This is a genomic window from Burkholderia sp. IT-111MI5, from assembly GCF_949752865.1.
In the GTDB taxonomy this organism is placed as follows: Bacteria; Pseudomonadota; Gammaproteobacteria; order Burkholderiales; family Burkholderiaceae; genus Burkholderia; species Burkholderia pyrrocinia_C.
The window spans coordinates 123,707-145,853 of sequence record NZ_CATKIF010000003.1; the positions used below are offsets into that span (position 1 = coordinate 123,707).

22 protein-coding genes are annotated in these 22,147 nt (G+C 66.9%); 5 read left to right on the forward strand and 17 right to left on the reverse strand.

What is annotated here, in order from left to right:
• Positions 1–68: 68 nt before the first annotated feature.
• The 4 genes from ACM6JT_RS02575 to ACM6JT_RS02590 form a co-directional block, all read right to left on the reverse strand.
• Positions 69–671 (reverse strand): hypothetical protein, encoded by a 603-nt coding sequence (locus ACM6JT_RS02575; RefSeq protein WP_034181137.1) that lies wholly within the window; start codon positions 669–671, stop codon positions 69–71.
• A 6-nt stretch (positions 672–677) separates the two neighbouring features.
• Positions 678–2,138 (reverse strand): IMP dehydrogenase, encoded by a 1,461-nt coding sequence (guaB, locus tag ACM6JT_RS02580; protein ID WP_034181136.1) that lies wholly within the window; start codon positions 2,136–2,138, stop codon positions 678–680.
• Between the two features lie 278 nt (positions 2,139–2,416).
• Positions 2,417–3,220 (reverse strand): DUF2182 domain-containing protein, encoded by an 804-nt coding sequence (locus ACM6JT_RS02585; RefSeq protein WP_414855932.1) that lies wholly within the window; start codon positions 3,218–3,220, stop codon positions 2,417–2,419.
• A gap of 33 nt (positions 3,221–3,253) precedes the next feature.
• Entirely contained in the window at positions 3,254–4,018 is a 765-nt protein-coding gene (locus ACM6JT_RS02590; RefSeq protein ID WP_105390469.1) for a DUF899 domain-containing protein, read from the reverse strand.
• 114 nt (positions 4,019–4,132) lie between these two features.
• Between ACM6JT_RS02590 and ACM6JT_RS02595 the strand changes: the two genes are divergently transcribed.
• The 3 genes from ACM6JT_RS02595 (at position 4,133) to ACM6JT_RS02605 (ending at position 7,225) form a co-directional block, all read left to right on the forward strand.
• Positions 4,133–5,353 (forward strand): helix-turn-helix domain-containing protein, encoded by a 1,221-nt coding sequence (locus ACM6JT_RS02595; RefSeq protein ID WP_414855933.1) that lies wholly within the window; start codon positions 4,133–4,135, stop codon positions 5,351–5,353.
• 31 nt (positions 5,354–5,384) lie between these two features.
• On the forward strand, positions 5,385–6,071 hold the full coding sequence (locus tag ACM6JT_RS02600; RefSeq protein ID WP_414855934.1) for a glutaminyl-peptide cyclotransferase: 687 nt from the start codon (positions 5,385–5,387) through the stop codon (positions 6,069–6,071).
• Positions 6,072–6,241: 170 nt separating this feature from the next.
• Positions 6,242–7,225, forward strand: a complete 984-nt coding sequence (locus tag ACM6JT_RS02605) for a DMT family transporter (protein ID WP_414855935.1) — start codon at positions 6,242–6,244, stop codon at positions 7,223–7,225.
• 63 nt (positions 7,226–7,288) lie between these two features.
• Here the strand turns inward: ACM6JT_RS02605 and ACM6JT_RS02610 are convergent, their stop codons facing one another.
• Both ACM6JT_RS02610 and ACM6JT_RS02615 read right to left on the reverse strand, forming a co-directional pair.
• A complete protein-coding gene (locus ACM6JT_RS02610; protein WP_034181131.1) occupies positions 7,289–7,612 on the reverse strand; it encodes an RnfH family protein in 324 nt (107 codons plus the stop codon).
• Between the two features lie 4 nt (positions 7,613–7,616).
• A complete protein-coding gene (locus ACM6JT_RS02615) occupies positions 7,617–8,054 on the reverse strand; it encodes a type II toxin-antitoxin system RatA family toxin (protein ID WP_034181130.1) in 438 nt (145 codons plus the stop codon).
• A 98-nt stretch (positions 8,055–8,152) separates the two neighbouring features.
• Between ACM6JT_RS02615 and smpB the strand changes: the two genes are divergently transcribed.
• The gene (gene smpB / locus ACM6JT_RS02620) at positions 8,153–8,599 is read left to right on the forward strand and encodes an SsrA-binding protein SmpB (protein WP_034181129.1); all 447 of its coding nucleotides are present in this window, start codon (positions 8,153–8,155) and stop codon (positions 8,597–8,599) included.
• A gap of 251 nt (positions 8,600–8,850) precedes the next feature.
• Here the strand turns inward: smpB and ACM6JT_RS02625 are convergent, their stop codons facing one another.
• The 3 genes from ACM6JT_RS02625 to ppsA form a co-directional block, all read right to left on the reverse strand.
• The gene (locus tag ACM6JT_RS02625) at positions 8,851–9,786 is read right to left on the reverse strand and encodes an SPFH domain-containing protein (RefSeq protein ID WP_034181128.1); all 936 of its coding nucleotides are present in this window, start codon (positions 9,784–9,786) and stop codon (positions 8,851–8,853) included.
• A 33-nt stretch (positions 9,787–9,819) separates the two neighbouring features.
• Entirely contained in the window at positions 9,820–10,254 is a 435-nt protein-coding gene (locus tag ACM6JT_RS02630) for an NfeD family protein (RefSeq protein WP_034181127.1), read from the reverse strand.
• Between the two features lie 177 nt (positions 10,255–10,431).
• Positions 10,432–12,831, reverse strand: a complete 2,400-nt coding sequence (gene ppsA, locus ACM6JT_RS02635) for a phosphoenolpyruvate synthase (protein WP_034181126.1) — start codon at positions 12,829–12,831, stop codon at positions 10,432–10,434.
• Between the two features lie 377 nt (positions 12,832–13,208).
• On the opposite strand from ppsA, the gene ACM6JT_RS02640 reads away from it, so the two are divergent.
• Positions 13,209–14,024 (forward strand): pyruvate, water dikinase regulatory protein, encoded by an 816-nt coding sequence (locus ACM6JT_RS02640; protein ID WP_034181125.1) that lies wholly within the window; start codon positions 13,209–13,211, stop codon positions 14,022–14,024.
• A gap of 100 nt (positions 14,025–14,124) precedes the next feature.
• Here ACM6JT_RS02640 and ACM6JT_RS02645 read toward each other — a convergent pair whose 3' ends face one another.
• From ACM6JT_RS02645 to bamA, 8 genes are all read right to left on the reverse strand, one after another.
• Positions 14,125–14,907, reverse strand: coding sequence for a TrmH family RNA methyltransferase (locus ACM6JT_RS02645; protein ID WP_414855936.1), 783 nt, complete (start codon positions 14,905–14,907; stop codon positions 14,125–14,127).
• Complete coding sequence (gene rnhB / locus ACM6JT_RS02650) at positions 14,904–15,548, reverse strand: ribonuclease HII (RefSeq protein WP_034184751.1); 645 nt, start codon at positions 15,546–15,548, stop codon at positions 14,904–14,906. The genes ACM6JT_RS02645 and rnhB overlap by 4 nt, the downstream gene beginning before the upstream one ends.
• Positions 15,545–16,714 (reverse strand): lipid-A-disaccharide synthase, encoded by a 1,170-nt coding sequence (lpxB, locus tag ACM6JT_RS02655; RefSeq protein WP_414855937.1) that lies wholly within the window; start codon positions 16,712–16,714, stop codon positions 15,545–15,547. Before lpxB ends, rnhB begins: the two co-directional genes overlap by 4 nt.
• A gap of 3 nt (positions 16,715–16,717) precedes the next feature.
• Positions 16,718–17,506 carry an acyl-ACP--UDP-N-acetylglucosamine O-acyltransferase gene (lpxA, locus tag ACM6JT_RS02660; RefSeq protein ID WP_414855938.1) on the reverse strand — a complete coding sequence of 263 codons (789 nt, stop codon included), beginning with the start codon at positions 17,504–17,506 and terminating at the stop codon, positions 16,718–16,720.
• A 58-nt stretch (positions 17,507–17,564) separates the two neighbouring features.
• Positions 17,565–18,032, reverse strand: coding sequence for a 3-hydroxyacyl-ACP dehydratase FabZ (fabZ, locus tag ACM6JT_RS02665; protein ID WP_006495559.1), 468 nt, complete (start codon positions 18,030–18,032; stop codon positions 17,565–17,567).
• A gap of 129 nt (positions 18,033–18,161) precedes the next feature.
• A complete protein-coding gene (gene lpxD / locus ACM6JT_RS02670; protein WP_414855939.1) occupies positions 18,162–19,241 on the reverse strand; it encodes a UDP-3-O-(3-hydroxymyristoyl)glucosamine N-acyltransferase in 1,080 nt (359 codons plus the stop codon).
• Between the two features lie 16 nt (positions 19,242–19,257).
• Positions 19,258–19,755, reverse strand: a complete 498-nt coding sequence (locus tag ACM6JT_RS02675; protein WP_034184747.1) for an OmpH family outer membrane protein — start codon at positions 19,753–19,755, stop codon at positions 19,258–19,260.
• A 64-nt stretch (positions 19,756–19,819) separates the two neighbouring features.
• Positions 19,820–22,129, reverse strand: coding sequence for an outer membrane protein assembly factor BamA (gene bamA / locus ACM6JT_RS02680; protein ID WP_414855940.1), 2,310 nt, complete (start codon positions 22,127–22,129; stop codon positions 19,820–19,822).
• Positions 22,130–22,147 lie beyond the last annotated feature (18 nt).

Genomic DNA, 22,147 nt, shown 5'->3' on the forward strand with positions numbered 1-22,147 from the left:
TCAAGCGCTGCGTCAATAGCATGGACAGCGGCGTCGGGCGGCAGGCGGCACGCGCGACGCATGGCCGGTCAATCCTGCATCGGCGGGCGCTCGTCGAGTGCGACACCGCCCGACGATGATTGGCTGGATGCGGCCGACGAAGGTGCAGCAGGCGCCGCTGGACGGCTGACGACAGGTTCGACGCGCTGCGGTGCGGGCGACGACGCCGGCGCCATCGCCGGCTCGGCCGGACGCTGCGCCGGAGCGCGCGCGTCGAGCGCCTGCGCCTTCTCGCGCCGGCGCACGGCCGATGCGAGCCGCACGCCGCCGAGGCCGAGCACGATCAGCGCGACCCCGGCCACGGCCGACAGCACCCGGCCGGCGGCCGCGAGCGCGGGACCGCTGCCGGTGCCGATCGACCAGACGATCGTCAGCGCGCCGGTCAGCCAGTACACGTGGCCGACCGACCGCGCGACGGGCGCCGTGAGATCGCCGTTGAACGCCGCATGAAACGCGAGCCACGCGAGCCCGAGCAACGCGATGCCGAACGCCTGGCCGAGCATCGCCGGCTGGATGTTCGCAAGCTGCAGCGCGTTGAAGAGCGACTGCCAGGGCGTCAGCACGAACAGCACGCCGAACGCCAGCAGCAGCACGGCATCGATGATCAGCACGGCTCGCAGCAGCGGTTTCATCGGCGGTCAGTCCACGTGGTAGTTCGGCGCTTCCTTCGTGATCTGCACGTCGTGCACGTGCGACTCGCGCATGCCCGCAGCGGTGATCTGGACGAATTCGGCCTTGTCGTGCAGCTCGTCGATCGTCCGGCAGCCGCAGTAGCCCATGCTGGCGCGCACGCCGCCGACCAGCTGGAACAGGATCGCGTTGACCGAACCCTTGTATGCGACGCGGCCTTCGATGCCTTCCGGCACGAGCTTGTCGATGTTCGCCGAGTTGTCCTGGAAGTAGCGGTCTGCCGCGCCGTCCTTCATCGCACCGACCGAACCCATGCCGCGGTACGCCTTGTACTGGCGGCCCTGGTACAGGAACACGTCGCCCGGCGACTCTTCGGTGCCCGCCAGCATGCTGCCCATCATCACCGCGTTCGCGCCGGCCGCGAGGGCCTTCGACACGTCGCCCGAGAAGCGCACGCCGCCGTCGGCGATGCACGGCACGCCGGTGCCCTTCAGCGCTTCTGCGACGTTCGCGATCGCGCTGATCTGCGGCACGCCGACGCCCGCGACGATCCGCGTCGTGCAGATCGAGCCGGGGCCGATACCGACCTTGACCGCGTCCGCGCCGTATTCGACGAGCGCCTTCGCGGCGGCGGCCGTCGCGATGTTGCCGCCGATCACTTCGACGTGCGGGAAATTCTGCTTGACCCAGCGGACGCGCTCGAGCACGCCCTTGCTGTGACCGTGCGCGGTATCGACGACGATCACGTCGACGCCGGCCTGCACCAGCAGCTCGACGCGTTCCTCGTTGTCCGGACCGACGCCGACCGCCGCGCCTGCGCGCAGCTTGCCGTGTTCGTCCTTGCACGCGTCCGGGTGCTCGGTCTGCTTCGTGATGTCCTTGACGGTCATCAGGCCGCGCAGTTCGAACGCGTCGTTGACGACCAGCACGCGCTCGAGGCGGTGGCTGTGCATCAGCGCCTTCGCTTCGGCGAGCGGCGTGCCTTCCTTGACCGTGACGAGGCGCTCGCGCGGCGTCATGATCGACTTGACCGGCTCGTCGAGGCGCGTTTCGAAACGCAGGTCGCGGTTCGTGACGATGCCGACGAGCTGCGGGCCTTCGACGACCGGGAAACCCGAGATGCCATGCTGGCGCGACAGCGCGATTACATCGCGCACCTTCATTTGCGGCGGCACCGTGATCGGGTCACGGACGACACCCGACTCGAAACGCTTGACCTTCGCGACCTCGCGGGCCTGTTCGGCCGGCGTGAGGTTCTTGTGGACGATACCGACGCCACCCTGCTGCGCCATCGCGATCGCGAGACGACCTTCGGTGACCGTGTCCATGGCGGCGGACACGAGCGGCATGTTCAGGGAGATGTTGCGGGTCAGCTTGGTCTTGAGGCTGGTGTCGCGCGGGAGAACGTCGGAGAAGGCGGGTACGAGGAGCACGTCATCGAAAGTGAGTGCTTTTTGGATCAGACGCATGGCAAATCCTATGGGCGCAAAAGCGAATTATACGCGAAGCGCTGCGAATTTTCACAACACGAACAACGGCTTAGCCGTTTTCGTGTGTTCGGGGGCCGAATCGTTCGGATCGCCGTTCGGTTCGTTTTCGATCGCCTTTCGTTTCACCGCCGCATCGAGCCATTCGCGCAACGGGCTGCGCCGCGGCAGCTGCGGCTGTCGCGGCCGAGCCACACGCTAGCCGCGGCACCGGTCGCCCGCGGCCCGGCAACGCGCCGGATCGGCTCGCCTCCCCGGCCTTATACCAGCCCGGCCGCGCGCGCGATCATCGCGAGGCCGCCCCCGATCGCGATACCGCCGACCAGCCGCGCAACACGCTCGCCGGCCGGCGCCAGCCGCTCGGCGGCGATCGAGACCGTCACGGCGGTCGTCACGCGCAGATCCATCATGCCGGCCGCCAGCGCGATCGCCATCAGGTTCCCGCAACAGGCGCCGCAACGCATCGCGGTTCGCACGCCGTGCCGCCAGGCCGCACCGGCGGCCGCCCGCGACCGGTGCGGGCCCGCCGCCGCGTGCCGGCAGCACGCCAGCCGGCGCGCCTTCCACGCCGAGAACTGCAACACGCCCGCGCCGAGCACGACTGCGCCGGCCGTGAACGGCATCGCACGGGCGAGCGCCGGCAGCCGTGCGGCGGCGGCCGTCAGCGTCCCGCCGAGCGCAAACGTCACCGCGCCGAGCGCCATCCATACCGCGAAATAGCCGGCGCCCGCGACGACGACCAGCCCGGTCGAGCGCGCCGCGCCCAGCGGGCCGACGCTCTGCCGGTACCGCCAGAGCGTCGGCGCCAGCACGGGCAGCATCATCGTCACCGTCATCGCGCCCCACATGCCGGCGAACGCCGCGAACGCGCGGCCGGCGCCCCATCCGCATGGCCGCAGCCACGCCGACGACAGCGTCCAGCCGCCGGGCATCGGCTCGTCGCCCATCGCGTCCATCGACGCGTGCTGCGCCAGTGTGACCATCGCCGCGGCGGCGAACACCGCGACGAGCGCCGTGCCGAATGCGCGATCGCGGCCCCTGTCGCCGATTGCCGGCCGTGTCATCGCACGCTCATCCCGCCCGTCGCCGGCCCGCGCTCAACCGCGCGCGTATTCATCGTGGCGGCGCCACCACGGGCCTGCCTCGTTGCGCCCGCGCGGCGCGCGATCGAGCCACTGGTACATCCCCCACAGCCCGTCGAGCCCGCGCGCATAGGTCGAGTACGTGTGATAGACGGCACCGTCCTCGCGCACGAACGCGCTCATCCCCGGCCGGTCCAGCGAATACGTGACCGCGTCGGTGCCGCACGTCGCCGCGAACTGCACGACGGGCGCCGGTGGCGGATCCATGTCCATCGCGTGCCCCGCCCGCGCGTAGTTGTATTCGACGTCGCCCGTGCGCTGCTGCGTTTCGGTGAACGACACGTTGAAGTCGAAGTTGAAATCGCTGCCGACCGACGACGCCCACGGGAAGGTCCACCCCATCCGCTGCCGGTACGCGAGCAGCTTCGCGAGCGGCGCGCGCGACACGGCCGCGAGCGTTACGTCGTGGTTCGCCAGGTGTACGGCAAAACCGTCGAAACCGTCCGCAAGCGCCGAGCACGACGGGCAACCGGCCTTGTAGTCGGGGCCGAACATGAAGTGATAGACGAGCAGTTGCGAACGGCCGCGAAACAGGTCGTCGAGCGTCGCCTGCCCCTCTTCCGTGTCGAACCGGTAGGTCTTGTCGACGCGCACCCAAGGCAGTGCCTGGCGCAGCCGCGCGAGTTCGTCGCTTTGCCGCGTCAGCGCCTTTTCTGCTTCGAGCAGCGCCCTGCGCTCGGCCAGCCATTCGTCGCGCGTTCCGGTGAGATGGGTCGTCATTGCGGGTTCCTCCTTCCGATGGGTATCCGGGCACGGCGTACGGCGCCGTGTGCGTGGTGCTAGATTAGTGCTCGGCATCGGGCCGGAGGGAGTGACAAGTGTGTCGGGATTCGAATGGATTCGTTGATCACCGCGGCCGCGCGCGCGCTCGCGGCCGGTGACGCGCTCGGTGCGCTGAACCGCGTCGCGCTGCGCGACGACGCGCCGGCGCTCGCGCTGCGCGGCATCGCGATGGCGCAGCTCGGCGATTTCAAACGCGCGCGGGCACTCGTGCGCGGCGCCGCGCGCGCGTTCGGCGCGAAGGAAGCCGTGGCGCGTGCGCGCTGCGTCGTCGCCGAAGCCGAGATCGCGCTCGCGTCGCGAGACCTCCGCTGGCCGACGCGCGCGCTCGATGCCGCGTGCGCGACGCTCGACGCGCACGGCGACCGCGCGAACGCCGCGCATGCGCGTTATCTCGGCGTGCGCCGGCTGCTGCTGATCGGTCAGATCGACGATGCCGAACGGATGCTCGCGACGCTCGATCCCGCGCCGCTGCCGGCCGCGTCGCGCGCCGCCCATGAACTGATCGTCGCAGGCATCGCGATGCGCCGCATCCGCACGCATGCGGCCCGCGCGGCGCTCGCCCGTGCACGCGCGGCTGCCCGCGACGCCGGCATCGCCGCGCTGACGGCCGAAGTCGACACCGCTGCGCGCGTGCTCGATGCGCCTGCCGCGCGACTCGTCACGCGCGGCACGTCGCGGCTCGTTCGGCTCGACGAAGTCGAGACGCTGTTCGCGTCGAATGCGCTCGTCGTCGACGCGTGCCGCCACACGGTGCGCGACGCGCGCACGACCGTGTCGCTCGCGCGCCGCCCGGTGCTGTTCGTGCTCGCCCGCGCACTCGGCGAGGCGTGGCCGGCCGACGTGTCGAGAAACGCGCTCGTGGCCGCCGCGTTCCGCGCGAAACATGCGGACGAATCGCATCGCGCGCGCCTGCGCGTCGAGATCGGCCGGCTCCGAGCGGTGCTGCGGCCGCTCGCGAACGTCACCGCGACGCCGCGCGGCTTCGCGCTCGAACCGCTCGGCGTGCGCGAGACCGTCGTACTCGCGCGCCCGGTCGACGATCGCCACGCGGCCGTGCTCGCGCTCCTCGCCGACGGCGAGGCGTGGTCGAGCTCCGCGCTGGCGCTCGCGCTCGGCGCGAGCCAGCGCACCGTGCAGCGCGCGCTCGACGCGCTCGCCGAAGCGGCCAAGGTGCAGGCGCTCGGCTGCGGCCGCGCGCGCCGCTGGATGACGCCGCCGCTGCCCGGATTCGCGACGACCTTGTTACTCCCTGCCGCGCTGCCGGGAGATTAGGATGGCCTCACCGAACGACGAGGTGACGAACATGAAACGCTCCAATGCAGACATCATTCGCGAATACGGCCCGTTTCCGGGCGTCGACGGCGTGCACGGCGTCACGTTCGACGGGCAGCACGTGTGGTACGCGTCCGGCGACAAGCTGAATGCGCTCGATCCTGAACACGGCACGACCGTCCGCTCGCTCGATGTCGCCGCGCACGCGGGCACGGCGTTCGACGGCCGCCACCTGTTCCAGATCGTCGAGGATCGCATCGAGAAGATCGATCCGGAATCGGGCCGCGTGCTCGCGACGATCCCGGCACCCGGCGGCGGCGCCGACTCGGGGCTCGCGTGGGCCGAGGGCACGCTGTGGGTCGGCCAGTACCGCGAACGCAAGATTCATCAGATCGATCCGGAATCGGGCGCCGTGCTGCGCACGATCGAATCGAACCGCTTCGTCACCGGCGTGACGTGGGTCGACGGCGAGCTGTGGCACGGCACCTGGGAAGCCGACCAGAGCGATTTGCGGCACGTCGATCCGCGTACGGGCCAGGTGCTCGAGCAAGTCGACATGCCGTCCGGCGTCGGCGTGTCGGGGCTCGAATCCGACGGCCACGATCTTTTCTACTGCGGCGGCGGCAACAGCGGCAAGCTGCGCGCCGTGCGGCGCCCTGCGCACGTGCGGGCGTCGGGCGACGGCGCCGGTGCGACGCCCGACCCGGCCGACGGCTGATTCGCACCGTACCGCGGCCGCGAACCCTCGATAACCAGGAACGGATCGCGGCCGCTCCGTCGCACGGCACGTCGAAGCCCCGCCACACCCCGAGTGCAGGAATGAACAAGACGCCGCCGAATCGGCGTCGCTAAGATGCGCGCTCGTCAGTCATGTGTTCGGAGCGGTCGATGCGGCGCGGTGTGGTCTATGGTGTCCTGGCAGGTGCCCTGTGGGGCATGGTGTTTCTCGTTCCGCGGCTGCTGACCGACTTCTCGCCGCTGCTGCTGAGCGTCGGCCGCTATGCAATGTATGGCCTCGTGTCGCTCGCGGCCGCGCTGCCGGCCGCCCGCTCGCTGCTCGCGCGGCTGACCCGCGAGGATCTCGTCGCGCTCGTGAAGCTCGCGGTCGTCGGCAACGTCGCGTACTACATGCTGCTGTCCGGCGCCGTGCACCTGATCGGCATCGCGCCCAGTTCGCTGATCGTCGGCGTGCTGCCCGTCACCGTCACGCTCGCGGGCCTCGGCGACCACGGCGCCGTGCCGCTGCGGCGGCTTGCCGTCCCGCTCGCACTGGTGATCGCGGGCATCGTCTGCATCAACGTCGACCTGTTCACGTCCGAGGCAGCGCACGCGACGACGCTCGGCCAGAAGCTCGCAGGCATCGCTTGCGCGGCCGGCGCGCTCGGGAGCTGGACCTGGTACGCGGTCGCGAACACGCGCTACCTGCAGCGCCATCATCATTTCGGCGGCAACGAATGGTCGGTGCTGTGGGGTGTCGTGACGGGCCTGATCGGCGCACTCTGCTGGATCGCGATCCTCGCGCTGCCGGCCGGCACGGTGCAGGCGGCCGTCCCGGCGTCGCGCTGGCAACTGTTCTGGCTGCTGAACCTCGTACTCGCGATCGGCGCGTCGTGGCTCGGCAACGGGCTGTGGAATGCGGCGTCGAAGCGGTTGCCGCTCACGCTGTCGGGCCAGTTGATCGTGTTCGAAACCGTGTTCGCGATGCTCTACGCGTTCGTGTACGACCAGCGGATGCCGCACGCGCTCGAGATCGCCGCGCTCGTGCTGCTGCTCGCTGGCGTGTACGGCTCGGTGCGACAGCACGGCGATACGCCCGCCGGCGGCGACACGCCGAGCAGCGCGTCGGTCAACGCGAACGCCGCGGCTCACTGAGCGCCGCGGCGTTTGATCGGACGAATCGGAGCGGAAGGAGCGAAAGAAGCGGAACCGCGCGCGTCAGCGCGCGTCCTTGTGCATCCACTTGCGGCCCTCGATGGAGCCGGCGCGGCGGGACTTGTCGACGCGCCGCTGGCGCGCCAGTTTCGGATCGACGATCAGCGGGCGGTAGATCTCGACGCGGTCGTGGTCGGCGAGCGGCGCGTCGAGCGGTGCGAGCTTGCCGTACACACCCGTCTTCGCTTGCGCGAGGTCGATCTCCGGGTGCAGCGCGAGCACGCCGCTCGCGTCGATCGCCGAGCGAACGGTCGCGCCTTCGGGCAGCGACACCCGAATCAGCGTCTGGCGGTCCGGCAGTGCATAGCAGACTTCGATCGACAGCATCGCGTCACCCCTTCCCGTAGCGCTGGTCCGCGCGCTTCACGAACGAATCGACGAACGTGTTCGCGATGTGGCTGAACACCGGCCCGATGATTTTCTCGAGCAGGATGCTCGAAAACTCGTAGTGCAGCGCGAATTCGATCTTGCACGCATCGGCGCGCAGCGCGGTGAAGCGCCACGAGCCCGTGAACTTCTTGAACGGGCCGTCCGTGAACTCCATGTCGATCCGCGTCGGACGCTGCTGCGTGTTGCGCGTCGCGAAATGCTGCTTGATGCCCTTGAAGTTGATATCGATGCGCGCTTCCATCCCGCTGTCGTCCTGACGGCGAATCTCGACGCCGCCGCACCAGGGCAGGAAATTGGGGTAATCGGCCACGTCGGTGACGAGGTCGAACATCTGTTCCGCCGAATGACGGATCAATACGGTTTTCTGGACATCTGCCATAAATCGCGCGGCATCGCTGAAGGTGGGAAAGCAAGCCGGGCGATTCTCGCCCCGCTTTGCTAAAATCGTGATTTTAAACGAGTTGGCCCAATCCATTCATGAGCATCATCGACAACAGGAAGGCGCACTTCGATTATCACATCGAGGAACGCTACGAGGCGGGGCTCGTGCTGGAGGGCTGGGAAGTCAAGGCGCTGCGCGCCGGGCGCGGCCAGATCAAGGAAGGCTACGTCGTGGTGAAGAACGCGGAGATCTTCCTGATCGGCACCCATATCAGCCCGCTGCCCGAGGCTTCGACGCACATCAAGCCCGACCCGGTTCGCACGCGCAAGCTGCTGCTGCACCGTGAGGAAATCAAGAAACTGATCGGCAAGGTCGAGCAGCGCGGCTACACGCTCGTGCCGCTGAACTTCCACTACAAGGGCGGCCGCGTGAAGTGCGACATCGCGCTCGCGAAGGGCAAGAAGCTGCACGACAAGCGCGAAACCGAGAAGAAGCGCGACTGGGAACGCGAGAAGGCACGCATCATGCGCGCCGGCGCCTGACACGCGCGACGCGTATCGCAAACGACACGGCCCGCTCGAAGCGGGCCGTGTCGCTTTGAACTACATGAATCGTCGATACCGGTCGATCGACGGAGCCTGCCGGCTGGATTCCACACGCAACGCCGCTTGTTTCGGCTGAAGATACGCGCCGGCGGCATCCCGCAAGCTTTACCCGAACCGGCCCGGCTGCGCGACGATTGGCCGCATGCTGACCGCACGCGGCAACCGCCTGCGCATCGGGCAATTCCGGCTCAGCCCTTCCCGCCCGCGGCCGGCGACGCGTTCTTGACGATCGACATCGCCGACGCGATCGCACTGCCGAGATCCGACAGATTCGACGGCACGATCAGCGTATTGCCCTGCTTCGCGAGATTCGAGAACGCGCCGACATACTGCTCGGCGACCTTCAGGTTCACCGCGTCCATCCCGCCCTGCGACTGCATCGCGTTCGCGATCTTCTGGATCGCCTGCGCGTTTGCCTCGGCCACGGCAAGAATCGCGGCGGCCTCGCCCTGCGCCTGATTGATCGCGGCCTGCCGCTCGCCTTCGGACTTCTGGATCGCCGCCTCGCGCGCACCCGACGCGAGGTTGATCTGTTCCTGCTTGCGGCCTTCGGACGCGGCGATCAGCGCGCGCTTCTCGCGCTCGGCGGTGATCTGCGCCTGCATCGCGTGCAGGATCTCCTTCGGCGGCGTCAGGTCCTTGATCTCGTAGCGCAGCACTTTCACGCCCCAGTTCGCCGCGGCCTCGTCGAGCGCCGACACGATGCTGTGGTTGATGAAGTCGCGCTCCTCGAAGGTCTTGTCGAGCTCCAGCTTGCCGATCACCGAGCGCAGCATCGTTTGCGACAACTGCGTGATCGCGAGCACAAAGTTGCTCGACCCGTACGACGCCTTCATCGGATCCATCACCTGGAAATACAGCACGCCGTCGACCTGAAGCTGCGTGTTGTCGCGCGTGATGCAGATCTGGCTCGGCACGTCGAGCGGAATTTCCTTCAGCACGTGCCGGTACGCGATGCGATCGACGAACGGCAGCACGATGTTCAGCCCCGGCGACAGCGTCGCGTGATAACGACCGAAGCGCTCGAGCACCCACGCATGCTGCTGCGGCACGATCTTCACCGTCTTCGACACGATCACGATCGCGATGACGAGCAGGACAACCCAGATGATCAGCGAATCCATGAAATATTCCCTCCTTGTTGTATCGGCGGACAATCAGCCCGCGGGTTTCGCCACGACCACGAGACAGTTGCCGCGCACGGCGCTTACCTGATACACGTGCGCATCGTCGCGCTCGCCGTTCGCCAGCTCGACGTCCCAGTCGGCTCCGCGATACTGCACGCGCGCACGGCCGTCACGCCACGCGTCGACCGTGACGGTCGCGCCGATATCGAGATTGACGTCGGGATTCGTCGACGTGTCGCGCTTCTGCTTGCGGCCGAGCCCCGAACGACGCAGCACGATCATTGCGACGATCGCGACCACGGCCGCCGCGCCGAACTGCACGTGCGGCGCGAAACCAGCCAGTTGCAGCAAGCCGCCCGCGAGAAAGCCGAGCGCGATCATCAGCAGATAGAACGTGCCCGTCAGCAACTCGGCCACGACCAGCACACCCACCGCGACCCACCAGAACAGATGCCCCGACATCATTGTGGTCTCCAGAAAACATCCCCCACGCTCACTTGGCACGCTTGGGGCGGCCCGGCGCGTACCGACAAACAAAAACACCCCGGCGCCTACCGGGGTGTTTATAGCATGAACCTTGCATTTTGCCTTCAACGAAAGCGCAGCGGACCCGCGCTTTCGCCGAAGGTGCATTACCGGCCGTTACTTCCGGTTGGCGAGCGCCTGCCACGTATCGATGATCGTGTCCGGGTTCAGCGAGATCGACACGATGCCTTCGTCGGCCAGCCATTGCGCGAAGTCCGGGTGATCGGACGGGCCCTGGCCGCAGATGCCGACGTACTTGCCCATCTTGCGGCAGGTGTCGATCGCACGCTTCAGCAGGAACTTGACGGCCGGATCGCGTTCGTCGAAGTCGACTGCCAGCAGTTCCATGCCCGAGTCGCGGTCGAGGCCGAGCGTGAGCTGCGTGAGGTCGTTCGAGCCGATCGAGAAACCGTCGAAGTGCTGCAGGAAGTCTTCGGCGAGGATCGCGTTGGTCGGGACTTCGCACATCATCACGAGGCGCAGGCCGTTTTCACCGCGCTTCAGGCCGAACTTCTCGAGCAGGCCGACGACACGCTCCGCCTGCTTCACGGTACGCACGAACGGCACCATGATCTCGACGTTGGTCAGGCCCATCTCGTCGCGCACGCGCTTCAGTGCACGGCACTCCATCTCGAACGCCGGCGCGAAGTCTTCCGCGATGTAGCGCGACGCGCCGCGGAAGCCCAGCATCGGGTTTTCCTCGTCCGGCTCGTAACGCGAACCGCCGATCAGCTTCTTGTACTCGTTCGACTTGAAGTCGGACAAGCGCACGATCACGGGCTTCGGATAGAACGCCGCGGCGATCGTCGCGACACCTTCCGTCAGCTTGTCGACGTAGAACTGACGCGGCGACGCGTGGCCGCGCGCGACGCTCTCGACGGCCTTCTTCAGGTCCTGGTCGATGTTCGGGTACTCGAGAATCGCCTTCGGGTGAACGCCGATGTTGTTGTTGATGATGAACTCGAGACGCGCGAGGCCCACGCCGCCGTTCGGCAGCTGCGAGAAGTCGAACGCGAGCTGCGGATTGCCGACGTTCATCATGATCTTGACCGGGATTTCCGGCAGTTCGCCGCGCTGCACTTCCGTGACTTCCGTCTCGAGCAGGCCGTCGTAGATCTTGCCTTCGTCGCCTTCCGCGCACGACACGGTGACGAGCGCGCCGTCCTTCAGCACGTCGGTTGCGTCGCCGCAGCCGACGACCGCCGGCACGCCGAGCTCACGCGCGATGATCGCCGCATGGCAGGTCCGGCCGCCACGGTTCGTGACGATCGCGGCTGCACGCTTCATCACCGGCTCCCAGTTCGGGTCGGTCATGTCGGCAACCAGCACGTCGCCCGGCTGCACGCGTTCCATTTCCGACGGATCCTGGATCACGCGCACGCGGCCCGCGCCGATCTTCTGGCCGATCGCGCGGCCCGTCGCGAGAACCTGCGACTGGCCCTTCAGCTTGAAGCGCTGCTCGGCCTTGCCGCTCGCCTGGCTCTTCACCGTTTCCGGGCGCGCCTGCAGGATGAAGATCTTGCCGTCGCGGCCGTCCTTGCCCCACTCGATGTCCATCGGACGCTGGTAGTGCTTCTCGATGATGACCGCGTACTTCGCCAGCTCGATCACGTCCTCGTCGGTGATCGAGTAGCGGTTGCGCTGCTCGTGCGACACGTCGACCGTCTTCACGCGGCCCGGCTCGCCCGGCTGCGTGAATTCCATCTTGATCAGCTTCGAGCCGATCGAGCGGCGGATGATCGGGTATTTGTCCTGTGCGAGCGTCGTCTTGAACACATAGAACTCGTCCGGGTTCACCGCGCCCTGCACGACGGTTTCGCCCAGGCCGTAGCTCGACGTGATGAACACGGCGTCCTTGAAGCCCGATTCGGTGTCGATCGTGAACATCACGCCGGCAGCGCCGACGTCCGAGCGGACCATGCGCTGCACGCCGGCCGACAGAGCCACCTCGGCGTGCGTGAAGCCCTTGTGCACGCGGTACGAGATCGCGCGGTCGTTATACAGCGACGCGAACACGTGCTTCATGCGGTCGAGCACGTCTTCGATGCCGACGACGTTCAGGTACGACTCCTGCTGGCCGGCGAACGATGCGTCGGGCAGGTCTTCCGCGGTCGCGGACGAGCGCACGGCGAACGACAGCTCGCCCGGCGAGCCGTTCTTCAGGACTTCGAACTGCGCGCGGATTTCCTGCTCGAGGCGCGCCTGCATCGGCGCGTCGACGATCCACTTGCGGATTTCGGCACCGGCTTCGGCGAGCGCCTTCACGTCGTCGATGTCGAGCGACTCGAGACGCTTGGCGATGCGGTCGGTAAGGTCGTTGTGCGTGAGGAAATCGCGGAAAGCGAGCGCGGTCGTGGCGAAACCGGTGGGCACGCGAACGCCAGCTTCGGAAAGCTGGCTGATCATCTCGCCGAGCGACGCATTCTTGCCGCCGACGATCTCCACATCGGTCATCCGCAACTGCTCGAACGGAATTACATACGCCTGGTCCTTTGCGACGTTTGCTGCGTTAGTCATACAAGCCCCTAAGTGTGAAAAAAATGCTCGATCGCGCAAGTGGGCTTGGACGCGGGCGCTTGCAAAAAGGCGCGGCGCGTCTTGCGCAACCTGTTAGATAAACAATCGCAGCGGCGGAAAACCTTCCGACCCGATTTGCAAAAATCCCGGCAGAACGGCGATATTTTCAGACAAATCGCCAAACTTGCCGGGAATTTTGGAATCGCGCGGCCGGGCCACGAGCGCCGTTCGCGCCCTGCCCCCGCAATTGCTTATCCAACAGGTTGCCGCTATTCTACCGTGCCGGCTGCCGGATGTGGCGCGACCTTGTCACTGTGTCTGGAGGCGAACCTCCAGCCGCCCCGTGCAACCGCCCTTCACGTTCGACGCCCAGATTCATGCTGCCTACCGTTTTCATCGTCTCCGACGGCACCGGGATCACTGCCGAAACCTTCGCGCATTCGATCCTCTCCCAGTTCGACCAGAAATTCCGTCTCGTGCGCGTGCCGTTCGTCGACTCGCTCGACAAGGCCTATGCGACCGTCGAGAAGATCAACGAGGCCGCCGTGCACGACGGCCGCCGCGCGATCGTGTTCACGACGCTCGTCGACAGCGAGTCGAACGACATCGTCAAGCGCTCGAACGCGCTCGTGCTCGACATGTTCCAGCGCTTCGTCGAGCCGCTCGAGCAGGAACTGGAGCTCAAGTCGAGCCACGCGATGGGCCGCGGCCACCAAAACGCGGACACCGAGGAATACAAGACGCGGATCGAGGCGATCAACTTCTCGCTCGCGCACGACGACGGCCAGTCGAACCGCAACCTGTCGGAGGCCGACGTGATCCTCGTCGGCGTGTCGCGCAGCGGCAAGACGCCGACGAGCCTGTATCTCGCGATGCAGTACGGCGTGAAGGCCGCGAACTATCCGCTGATTCCGGAAGACTTCGAACGCGGCAAGCTGCCGTCGGCGCTCTCCGCGCACCGTGAAAAGCTGTTCGGGCTGTCGATCGACCCGCAGCGCCTGTCCGAGATCCGCAACGAGCGGCGGCCGGGCAGCAAGTACGCTGCGCCCGAGAACTGCCGCTTCGAGATCAACGAGGCAGAAGCGATGATGCGTCGCGAAGGGATCAAGTGGCTGTCGTCGACGCACAAGTCGATCGAGGAAATCGCGACGACGATCCTGCAGGAAATCCGCCTCGACCGGCAGTCGTACTGAGCGCCGGCGCACTTGCGGCCGCTCGGCCGCCGCCGGAAAAACAAAAAGGCCGCGTCGAACGCGGCCTTTTTCGTGGTGCGGCGAATGCTGGCGTGGGGCGTCACGCAGGCCGCTGCTGTCGCACCTGCTCGAACAGGCAGACCGCCGCTGCTGCCGCGACATTCAGCGACTCCATCCCGCCCGGCTGCGGAATCGTCACGCGATGCGTGGCCGCATCGCGCCAGAACGCCGATACGCCGGCGCCCTCGTTGCCGAACACCCATGCGACAGGCCCCGACAGGTCGCAGCCGTAGAGCGCCTGCGCGCCATGCGAATCGGTCAGCGCGACCGGCACGTCGAGGCGTTCGGCGAGCGCCGCGGCGTCAACATCCTCATGGATCGACAGCAGGAAATGCGCACCCATGCCCGAGCGCAGCACCTTCGACGACCACGCGTAGGCCGTGCCCGGCGCACAGAACACGTGGCGCACGCCGGCGGCCGCGGCGCTGCGCAGGATCGAGCCGACGTTGCCGGCGTCCTGCACGCCGTCGAGCACGACCGACGTGTGCGTCACGCGCTCAGGCAGCGGTTGCGCCGGCCGGTCGACGAGCAGCAGGAACCCGACGCCGTTGACGACGTTCGACAACTGCCCGAACAGCGCATCGGGCAGCGTGACGACACGCTGCGCGTCGACGCGCGCGACGATCGCCTGCGCCTCGGCGTGGCCGAGCGCGCCTTCGGTCGCCACGCACAGCTCGGGCGTCGCACCCGTATCGAGGTACGCGCTCGCGAGATGGAATCCTTCGAGCAGCGCCTGGCCGCTGCGGCGCTGATGGTGCGTCGAACCCGCGAGCGCCTTCAGGCGCTTGTACAGCGGGTTGTCGCGGGAAGTAATGCTTTTCATCGAATCAGGTCGAGTGCCGCGCGGACCGGCGCGAACGAGCGCCGATGCGCTTCGCACGGGCCGTGCTCGCGCAGCGCGGCAAGGTGTTTCGCGGTGCCGTAACCCGCATGCACGTTGAAACCGTATACCGGGAAGCGTTCGTGCAGGTCGACGAGCATGCGGTCGCGCGTGACCTTCGCGAGGATCGATGCGGCCGAGATGCTCGGTACGAGCGCATCGCCGCTGACGATCGCCTCGGCACGCACCGTCAGCGTCGGGCAGCGGTTGCCGTCGATCTGCGCAAGCGTCGGCAGGACCGACAGGCCCTCGACGGCCCGCTTCATCGCAAGCATCGTCGCGTGCAGGATGTTCAGCGTATCGATTTCGTCGACGCTTGCCGACGCAACGCAATACGCGCGCGAACGCGCGACGATCAGGTCGTACAGCACGTCGCGCTTCTTCGCGGACAGCGCCTTCGAATCGTCGAGCCCGTCGATCGGCTGCGCCGGATCGAGAATCACCGCGGCGGCCACCACCGGCCCCGCGAGCGGGCCGCGGCCGGCTTCGTCGACACCGCAGACGATCTCGTCGGGCCGGCTGAAGTCGAAGCCGCCCTGCACGTCGCTCGACGCGCGGCGACGCGGTGCACGTACTGCCGTCATGCGCGCCCCTTGCGTTGTTCGAGCACGCGCACGACCGCTTCGGCCGCCTTCGCAGCCGTGTTCTGCCGCAGCGAAAGATGCATTTCGGTAAACACGTCGGTCAGCGTGCGGCGGTTCGCGTCGTCGCGCAACTGCGTGAGCGTCGCATCGGCGAGCGCCTCGGGCGTCGCGAAATGCTGCAGCAGCTCGGGCACGACGAAGCGCCCCGCCAGGATGTTCGGCAAGCCGACATACGGCAGGTAGCCCTGCCGGCGCATGATCTGCCCGGTCAGCCAGGGCACCTTGTACGAGATCACCATCGGCTTCTTCAGCAGCGCGGCTTCCAGCGTGACGGTGCCGCTCTTCACGAGGATCGCGTCGGCGGCCGTCATCGCGACCTGCGAGCGGCCATCGGTGATCGTCAGCGCGAGCTGCGGATGCGCGTCGACGAGCGGCTGCAGCAGTTCGCGCAGCGCGGGCGTCGCCGCCGGCATCACGAACCGCACGCCGGGCTCGCGCTGCTGCATCAGTGCCATCGCCGCGAAAAACGTCGGGCCGATCAGCGCGATCTCCGAGCGCCGGCTGCCCGGCAGCACCGCGATCACGGGACCGTCCGCGGGCAGGCCGAGCGCGATGCGCGCGCCGTGCGTGTCGGGCTCGAGCGGGATCTCGTCGGCCAGCGGATGGCCGACGTAGGTCGACGCGACGCCGGCCTTGTCGAGAATCGCCGGCTCGAACGGGAACAGGCACAGCATGTGATCGACGGACTTGGCGATCTTCTTGATCCGGCCGCCGCGCCATGCCCAGAGCGACGGGCACACGAAGTGGATCGACGGGATGCCCGCGTCGCGCACGGCCTGTTCGACACTGAAGTTGAAATCCGGCGCGTCGATGCCGATGAACGCGGCCGGCCGCTCCGCGAGCAGCTGGCGCTTCAGCTCGCCGCGAATCCGCAGGATCTCGGGAATCTGGCCCAGCGCCTCGACATAACCGCGCACGGTCAGCTTGTCCATCTGCCAGTGCGAATCGAAGCCCTGCGCGATCATCCGCGGCCCGCCGATCCCGTAGTACTGGGCCGATTCGGGCAGCCGCTCGCGCAGCCCGCCGAGCAGCGACGCCGCGAGCAGGTCGCCCGATGGCTCGCCTGCCACCATCGCGAGCCGAAGCTGATTGGTCGGAAACGGCATCGCTTAGCGGATGATGCCGCGTTGCGACGCGTCGATGAACTCGACGAGCGCCTTCACCGGCGCATCGCCGTCGCCGCCCGCCTCCGCCAGCTCGCGCAACTGCACCTTCGCTTCCTCGAGCGACAGGCCGTTCTTGTACAGCAGGCGGTACGCGCTGCGCAGCGCCGAAATCGCGTCGGGCGAGAAACCGCGCCGGCGCAGCCCTTCGATGTTGATCCCGTGCGGCTCGGCCTTGTTGCCTGCCGCGATCACGAACGGCGGAATGTCCTGCACGAGCGCCGACGCGCCGCCCAGCATCGAGTGCGCACCGATGCGCACGAACTGGTGAACGCCCGACATCCCGCCGACGATCGCCCAGTCGCCGATCTCGACGTGGCCGGCCATCTGCGCGTTGCTCGACAGGATCACGTGGCTGCCGACGCTGCAGTCATGGCCGATGTGCACATAGGCCATGATCCAGTTGTCGTCGCCGAGCGTCGTCACGCCGACGTCCTGCACGGTGCCCGTGTGGATCGTCGTGAATTCGCGGATCGTGTTGCGGTTGCCGATCACGAGCTTCGTCGGCTCGTCCTTGTACTTCATGTCCTGCGGACAGCCGCCGACCGATGCGTAATGGCCGATGCGATTGTCCTCGCCGATCGTCGTGTGACCTTCGATCACGCTGTGCGAGCCGATCGTCGTGCGCGCGCCGATCGTGACGTTCGGGCCGACGATCGCGTACGGGCCGATCTCGACCGATTCGTCGATCTGCGCGCCCGCTTCGACAATCGCGGTGGGATGAATCCTGGTCATGCGCCGTTGCCTCTCGATGTGATGTGTCGCGTTGCGTTGCCCATGCGTGCCGCGTCGCTCAGGGCGCCGCGTCGGCCGTCTTGACCGTGCACATCAGTTCGGCTTCCGCCGCCACCTTGCCGTCCACTTCCGCCACCGCCTTGAACTTCCAGATGCCGCGGATGTAGCGTTCGAACGTCACGTTCAGAATCAGTTGGTCGCCCGGTTCGACCACGCGCTTGAAGCGCGCGCCGTCGATTCCGACGAAGTAATACAGCGTGTTCTCCGGATCCTTCGGCTGCTCTTCCGCGAAGGTCAGCAGCGCCGCGGCCTGCGCGAGCGCCTCGAGGATCAGCACGCCCGGCATCACCGGCCGCTTCGGGAAGTGCCCCTGGAAGAACGGCTCGTTGATCGACACGTTCTTCAGCGCTTTGATCCCTTTGTGCGGCTCGAGTTCGAGCACGCGATCGACGAGCAGAATCGGGTAGCGATGCGGCAGCAGCGTGAGGATCTTGTGGATGTCGAGATTGATTTTTTCAGTGCTCATGATGGTTCGTCTCACGCAGAGGCTGCGCGGTGGTGATGCAAAGGCTGAAGCGGGCCGCCATGCGGCCCAGTCTGACAAACCGGGCCGGTTGCGCTGGCCGTGCCCGGTTGGTGGTCTCGCATGGCGCGCTCAGGCGTCCGTGCCGCCCTGGGCGGCGAGCGCGGCTTCGAGCGCCTTGATGCGGTCGCGCAGCTTGTCGAGGTTGCGCACGAGCGCGGCGCTCTTGTTCCATTCGCCGTGGTCGACGGCCGGGAACGCGCTGGTGTAGATGCCGGCCTTCGGCAGCGACTTCGATACGCCCGACTTCGCGGTGATGATCACGTAGTCGCCGAGCGTCACATGGCCGGCAATCCCGGCCGCGCCGCCGATCATGCAGTGGCGGCCGATCGTCGTGCTGCCCGCGATGCCGGCGCTGCCGGCGATCACGGTATAGGCGCCGATCCGGCAGTTGTGACCGATCTGCACCTGGTTGTCGATCTTCACGCATTCCTCGATGACGGTGTCCGCCATCGCGCCGCGATCGATCGTCGTGTTCGCGCCGATCTCGACGTCCGGGCCGATCGATACGCCGCCGACCTGCGGGATCTTGACCCAGTTGCCGGTGCGGGCGTCGCCGTCGCCGACGAAATCCGGCGCGAAGCCGAAGCCGTCGGAGCCGATCACCGCGCCCGAATGGACGATCGCGCGCGGGCCGACCTTGCAGCCGTGGTACACCGATGCGTTGGGATAAAGATGCGAGCCTGCGCCGATCGTCGTGCCGCGGCCGACGAATACGTTCGCGTCGAGCTGGACGCCATCCTCGATCACCGCGCCGGCCTCGACCGTCACGTGCGGGCCGATCACCGCGCTCGCGGCGACCTTCGCGGCCGGATCGATCGTCGCGCTCGGATGCACGCCGGCGGCGCGCGGCGGCGCGGCCAGGTCGATGAACATCTGCGCGACGCGTGCGAAGTACGCGTACGGATTCGGCGTCACGATGAAATTGCGACCGCTAGCGGCCGCGCCCAGCTTTTCCAGATCCTTCGGTGCGATCAGCACCGCGCCTGCGCGGGTCGACTCGACCTGCGACAGGTACTTCGGATTCGCGAGGAACGCGAGTTGCTGAGGGCCTGCCTGGTCGAGCGGTGCGAGCCCGCCCACCTTGCACTGTGCGTCGCCGGCGATCTCGCCGCCGAACCGCTTTACGAGTTCCTCAAGCGTCAATGCCATTCGTCGTCTGCTCCGTTCAGTTCGCCGAGCCGGACGCGAGCGCCTTGAGCACCTTGTCGGTGATGTCGATGCGCGGGCTGACGTACACGGCTTCCTGCACGATCAGGTCGTAGTTCTGCTGCTCGGCGATCTGCTTGATGACCTTGTTCGCCCGCTCCAGCACGGCCGCCAGCTCCTCGTTGCGACGCTGGTTCAGGTCCTCGCGGAACTCGCGCTGCTTGCGCTGGAAATCGGTATCGAGCTGAGCGAGATCGCGCTGCTTCTGCGCGCGATCGGCCGCCGACAGCGACGTGCCGCCCTTGTCGAGCGAATCGGACATCGACTTCAGACGCGCCGCCAGATCCTGCAGATCCTTGTCGCGCTTCGCGAACTCGGCTTCGAGCTTCGTCTGCGCCGCCTTCGCGGGCGCCGACTCGCGCAGGATCCGATCCGAATTGACCGCCGCGATGCGGGCGACGTCCTGTGCGTGCACCGTCGCCGCGCCCAGGGCCAGCGCAACGGTCAGCGCGCACATCACTCGTTTCGAAAACTTACCGGTTAGCAAAATTACCCTCTCGTTGCTGTTGTCATGCGTTCGGTCAGAACGCCGTCCCGATCTGGAACTGGAATTTCTGGTACTGGTCGCCTTCGTGCTTCTGCAGCGGGAAGCCGAGGCTCAGCTTCAGCGGGCCGATCGGCGAGATCCATGCGAGACCCACACCGTAGCCGTAACGCAGGCCGTTGGCGCCCGTACTCGTGCCGCCCGGCGCATTGCCCCACACGTTACCGCCGTCGAGGAACGTGAACACGCGCAGCGTGCGGTCGTAACCGGTGCCCGGCAGCGGGAACGTCAGCTCGATGTTGCCGACCAGCATCTTCGAACCGCCGATCGGATCGTTCGTCTTCGTGTCGCGCGGGCCCAGCGAGCTCGGCTCGTAGCCACGCACGGAGCCGATACCGCCCGCGTAGTAGTTCTTGAAGATCGGGTACGGGTTGCCGATACCGTTACCGTAGCCGCCCTGCAGGTTCATGCCCAGGATGAAGCCGCGCGAGAACGAATAGTAGTACTGCGCCTGCAGGTCGGCCTTGTAGTACTGGATCTTGCCGACCGGCACGCCGTACTCCATATTCGCCTGCGTGAAGTAGCCGCGGCTCGGGATCAGCGCGCTGTCGCGCGCGTCGCGCGACCATGCGATGGTCAGCGGCACCGTGTTCGACACGCGGCCGAACTGTTTCACGTAATCCTGGTAGCTCTGCGGCGTGTTCGAATCGACCTCGAGGCGGTTCTGCTCGAAGCCCGCGCCGAAGTAGACGGTGTCGACTTCCGAGAACGGGATGCCGAACTTCAGGTTGCCGCCCGCGCTGATGATCCGGAAGCTCGAGCTCGTCGAATAGTAGAGCGGCTGGTACGTACGGTAGTAGACGTCCGTGATCCGCTTGATGCCGTCGACCGTGAAGTACGGGTCGACCTGCGTGACGGTCAGCGTGCGGTAGCTCTTCGCGGTGTTGACGTTCACCGACAGGCTGGTACCCGAACCGAACACGTTGTCCTGCGACACGCCGGCCGACAGCACGACCTTGTCCGTCGACGAGAAGCCCGCGCCCAGCGTGATCGCGCCGGTCGGCTTTTCGTCGACCTTCACGTTCACGTCGACCTGGTCGTTCGTGCCTTCGACCGGCACCGTCGTCACGTCGACGTTGGTGAAGTAGCCGAGACGGTTCACGCGGTCCTTCGACAGCGCGAGGCGGTTCGAATCGAACCACGAGCTTTCGAGCTGGCGCATTTCGCGGCGCACCACTTCGTCGCGCGTACGCGTGTTGCCGACGACGTTGATGCGGCGCACGTACACGCGGCGGCTCGGATCGACCACGAGGTTCAGGTTCACCTTGTGGTTCGCCTGGTCGATGTCCGGCTGCGCGTTGACGGCCGCGAATGCGTAGCCGTATTCACCGAGCTTGTCGACGATCGACTTTGTGGTCTGCTGCAGCTTTTCGGCCGAGAAGCGATCGCCCGGCTTGATCTTGATCAGCTTGTTGAGTTCGGCCTCGCGATCGAGCAGGTTGCCCGACAGCTTGATGCCCGACACCGTGTACGGCTCGCCTTCGTGCAGCGTGACCGTCAGGTACATGTCCTTCTTGTCGGGCGAGATCGACACCTGGGTCGACTCGATGTTGAACTCGAGGTAGCCGCGGTTCAGGTAGTACGAGCGCACGGCCTCGAGGTCGCCGGTCAGCTTTTCCTTCGAGTACAGGTCGTTCTTCGTGTACCAGGAGAACCAGTTCGGCGTCGACAGCTGCATCTCGTCGCGCAGCGTGCTCGTCTTGAACGCCTTGTTGCCGATGAAGTTGATCTGGCGGATCTTCGCGCTCGGGCCTTCGGCCACCGCGAACAGGATCGACACGCGGTTCGCGTCGACCGGCGTGACCGTCGTCTCGACTTCGGCCGCGTAGAAGCCGCGCGTCAGGTACTGGCGCTTGAGCTCCTGCTCCGCCTTGTCGACGAGCGCCTTGTCATAGTAGCGGCCGTCGGCGAGACCGACGGCGCGCAGCGCCTTCGTCAGGTTGTCCTTGTCGAATTCCTTCGTGCCGGTGAAGTCGATCGACGCGATCGCCGGACGCTCCTGCACCTGCACGATCACGACGTTGCCCTGCGTGGCGATGCGCACGTCGTTGAAAAAGCCCGTCGCGTACAGCGCGCGGATTGCTTCGGATGCCTTGTCGTCCGTGAAGGTATCGCCCTGCTTGATCGGCAGATAGGCGAACACCGAACCCGCTTCGACGCGCTGCAGCCCCTCGATCTTGATGTCTTGCACCACGAACGGTGCCGCTGCATGCGCCGCGAGGCCGTGCGCGGCGAGCGCGGCCGCTGCAACTGTCTTAGGTACAAAGCGATGAGGTTTGAACAACATGCATCCCCAATATTTAAG

Excerpts from the sequence above, each read along its gene's own strand:
- ACM6JT_RS02590 (WP_105390469.1), bottom strand. The coding sequence starts at position 4,018 with ATGACGACCCATCTCACCGGAACGCGCGACGAATGGCTGGCCGAGCGC.
- ACM6JT_RS02595 (WP_414855933.1), top strand. The coding sequence starts at position 4,133 with ATGGATTCGTTGATCACCGCGGCCGCGCGCGCGCTCGCGGCCGGTGAC.
- ACM6JT_RS02625 (WP_034181128.1), bottom strand. The coding sequence starts at position 9,786 with ATGGATTCGCTGATCATCTGGGTTGTCCTGCTCGTCATCGCGATCGTG.
- ACM6JT_RS02610 (WP_034181131.1), bottom strand. The coding sequence starts at position 7,612 with ATGCTGTCGATCGAAGTCTGCTATGCACTGCCGGACCGCCAGACGCTG.
- ACM6JT_RS02615 (WP_034181130.1), bottom strand. The coding sequence starts at position 8,054 with ATGGCAGATGTCCAGAAAACCGTATTGATCCGTCATTCGGCGGAACAG.
- ACM6JT_RS02640 (WP_034181125.1), top strand. The coding sequence starts at position 13,209 with ATGCTGCCTACCGTTTTCATCGTCTCCGACGGCACCGGGATCACTGCC.
- ACM6JT_RS02585 (WP_414855932.1), bottom strand. The coding sequence starts at position 3,220 with ATGACACGGCCGGCAATCGGCGACAGGGGCCGCGATCGCGCATTCGGC.
- lpxA (WP_414855938.1), bottom strand. The coding sequence starts at position 17,506 with ATGACCAGGATTCATCCCACCGCGATTGTCGAAGCGGGCGCGCAGATC.
- lpxB (WP_414855937.1), bottom strand. The coding sequence starts at position 16,714 with ATGCCGTTTCCGACCAATCAGCTTCGGCTCGCGATGGTGGCAGGCGAG.
- lpxD (WP_414855939.1), bottom strand. The coding sequence starts at position 19,241 with ATGGCATTGACGCTTGAGGAACTCGTAAAGCGGTTCGGCGGCGAGATC.
- guaB (WP_034181136.1), bottom strand. The coding sequence starts at position 2,138 with ATGCGTCTGATCCAAAAAGCACTCACTTTCGATGACGTGCTCCTCGTA.
- fabZ (WP_006495559.1), bottom strand. The coding sequence starts at position 18,032 with ATGAGCACTGAAAAAATCAATCTCGACATCCACAAGATCCTCACGCTG.
- bamA (WP_414855940.1), bottom strand. The coding sequence starts at position 22,129 with ATGTTGTTCAAACCTCATCGCTTTGTACCTAAGACAGTTGCAGCGGCC.
- ACM6JT_RS02600 (WP_414855934.1), top strand. The coding sequence starts at position 5,385 with ATGAAACGCTCCAATGCAGACATCATTCGCGAATACGGCCCGTTTCCG.
- smpB (WP_034181129.1), top strand. The coding sequence starts at position 8,153 with ATGAGCATCATCGACAACAGGAAGGCGCACTTCGATTATCACATCGAG.
- rnhB (WP_034184751.1), bottom strand. The coding sequence starts at position 15,548 with ATGACGGCAGTACGTGCACCGCGTCGCCGCGCGTCGAGCGACGTGCAG.
- ACM6JT_RS02605 (WP_414855935.1), top strand. The coding sequence starts at position 6,242 with ATGCGGCGCGGTGTGGTCTATGGTGTCCTGGCAGGTGCCCTGTGGGGC.
- ACM6JT_RS02630 (WP_034181127.1), bottom strand. The coding sequence starts at position 10,254 with ATGATGTCGGGGCATCTGTTCTGGTGGGTCGCGGTGGGTGTGCTGGTC.
- ACM6JT_RS02645 (WP_414855936.1), bottom strand. The coding sequence starts at position 14,907 with ATGAAAAGCATTACTTCCCGCGACAACCCGCTGTACAAGCGCCTGAAG.
- ACM6JT_RS02575 (WP_034181137.1), bottom strand. The coding sequence starts at position 671 with ATGAAACCGCTGCTGCGAGCCGTGCTGATCATCGATGCCGTGCTGCTG.
- ppsA (WP_034181126.1), bottom strand. The coding sequence starts at position 12,831 with ATGACTAACGCAGCAAACGTCGCAAAGGACCAGGCGTATGTAATTCCG.
- ACM6JT_RS02675 (WP_034184747.1), bottom strand. The coding sequence starts at position 19,755 with ATGTGCGCGCTGACCGTTGCGCTGGCCCTGGGCGCGGCGACGGTGCAC.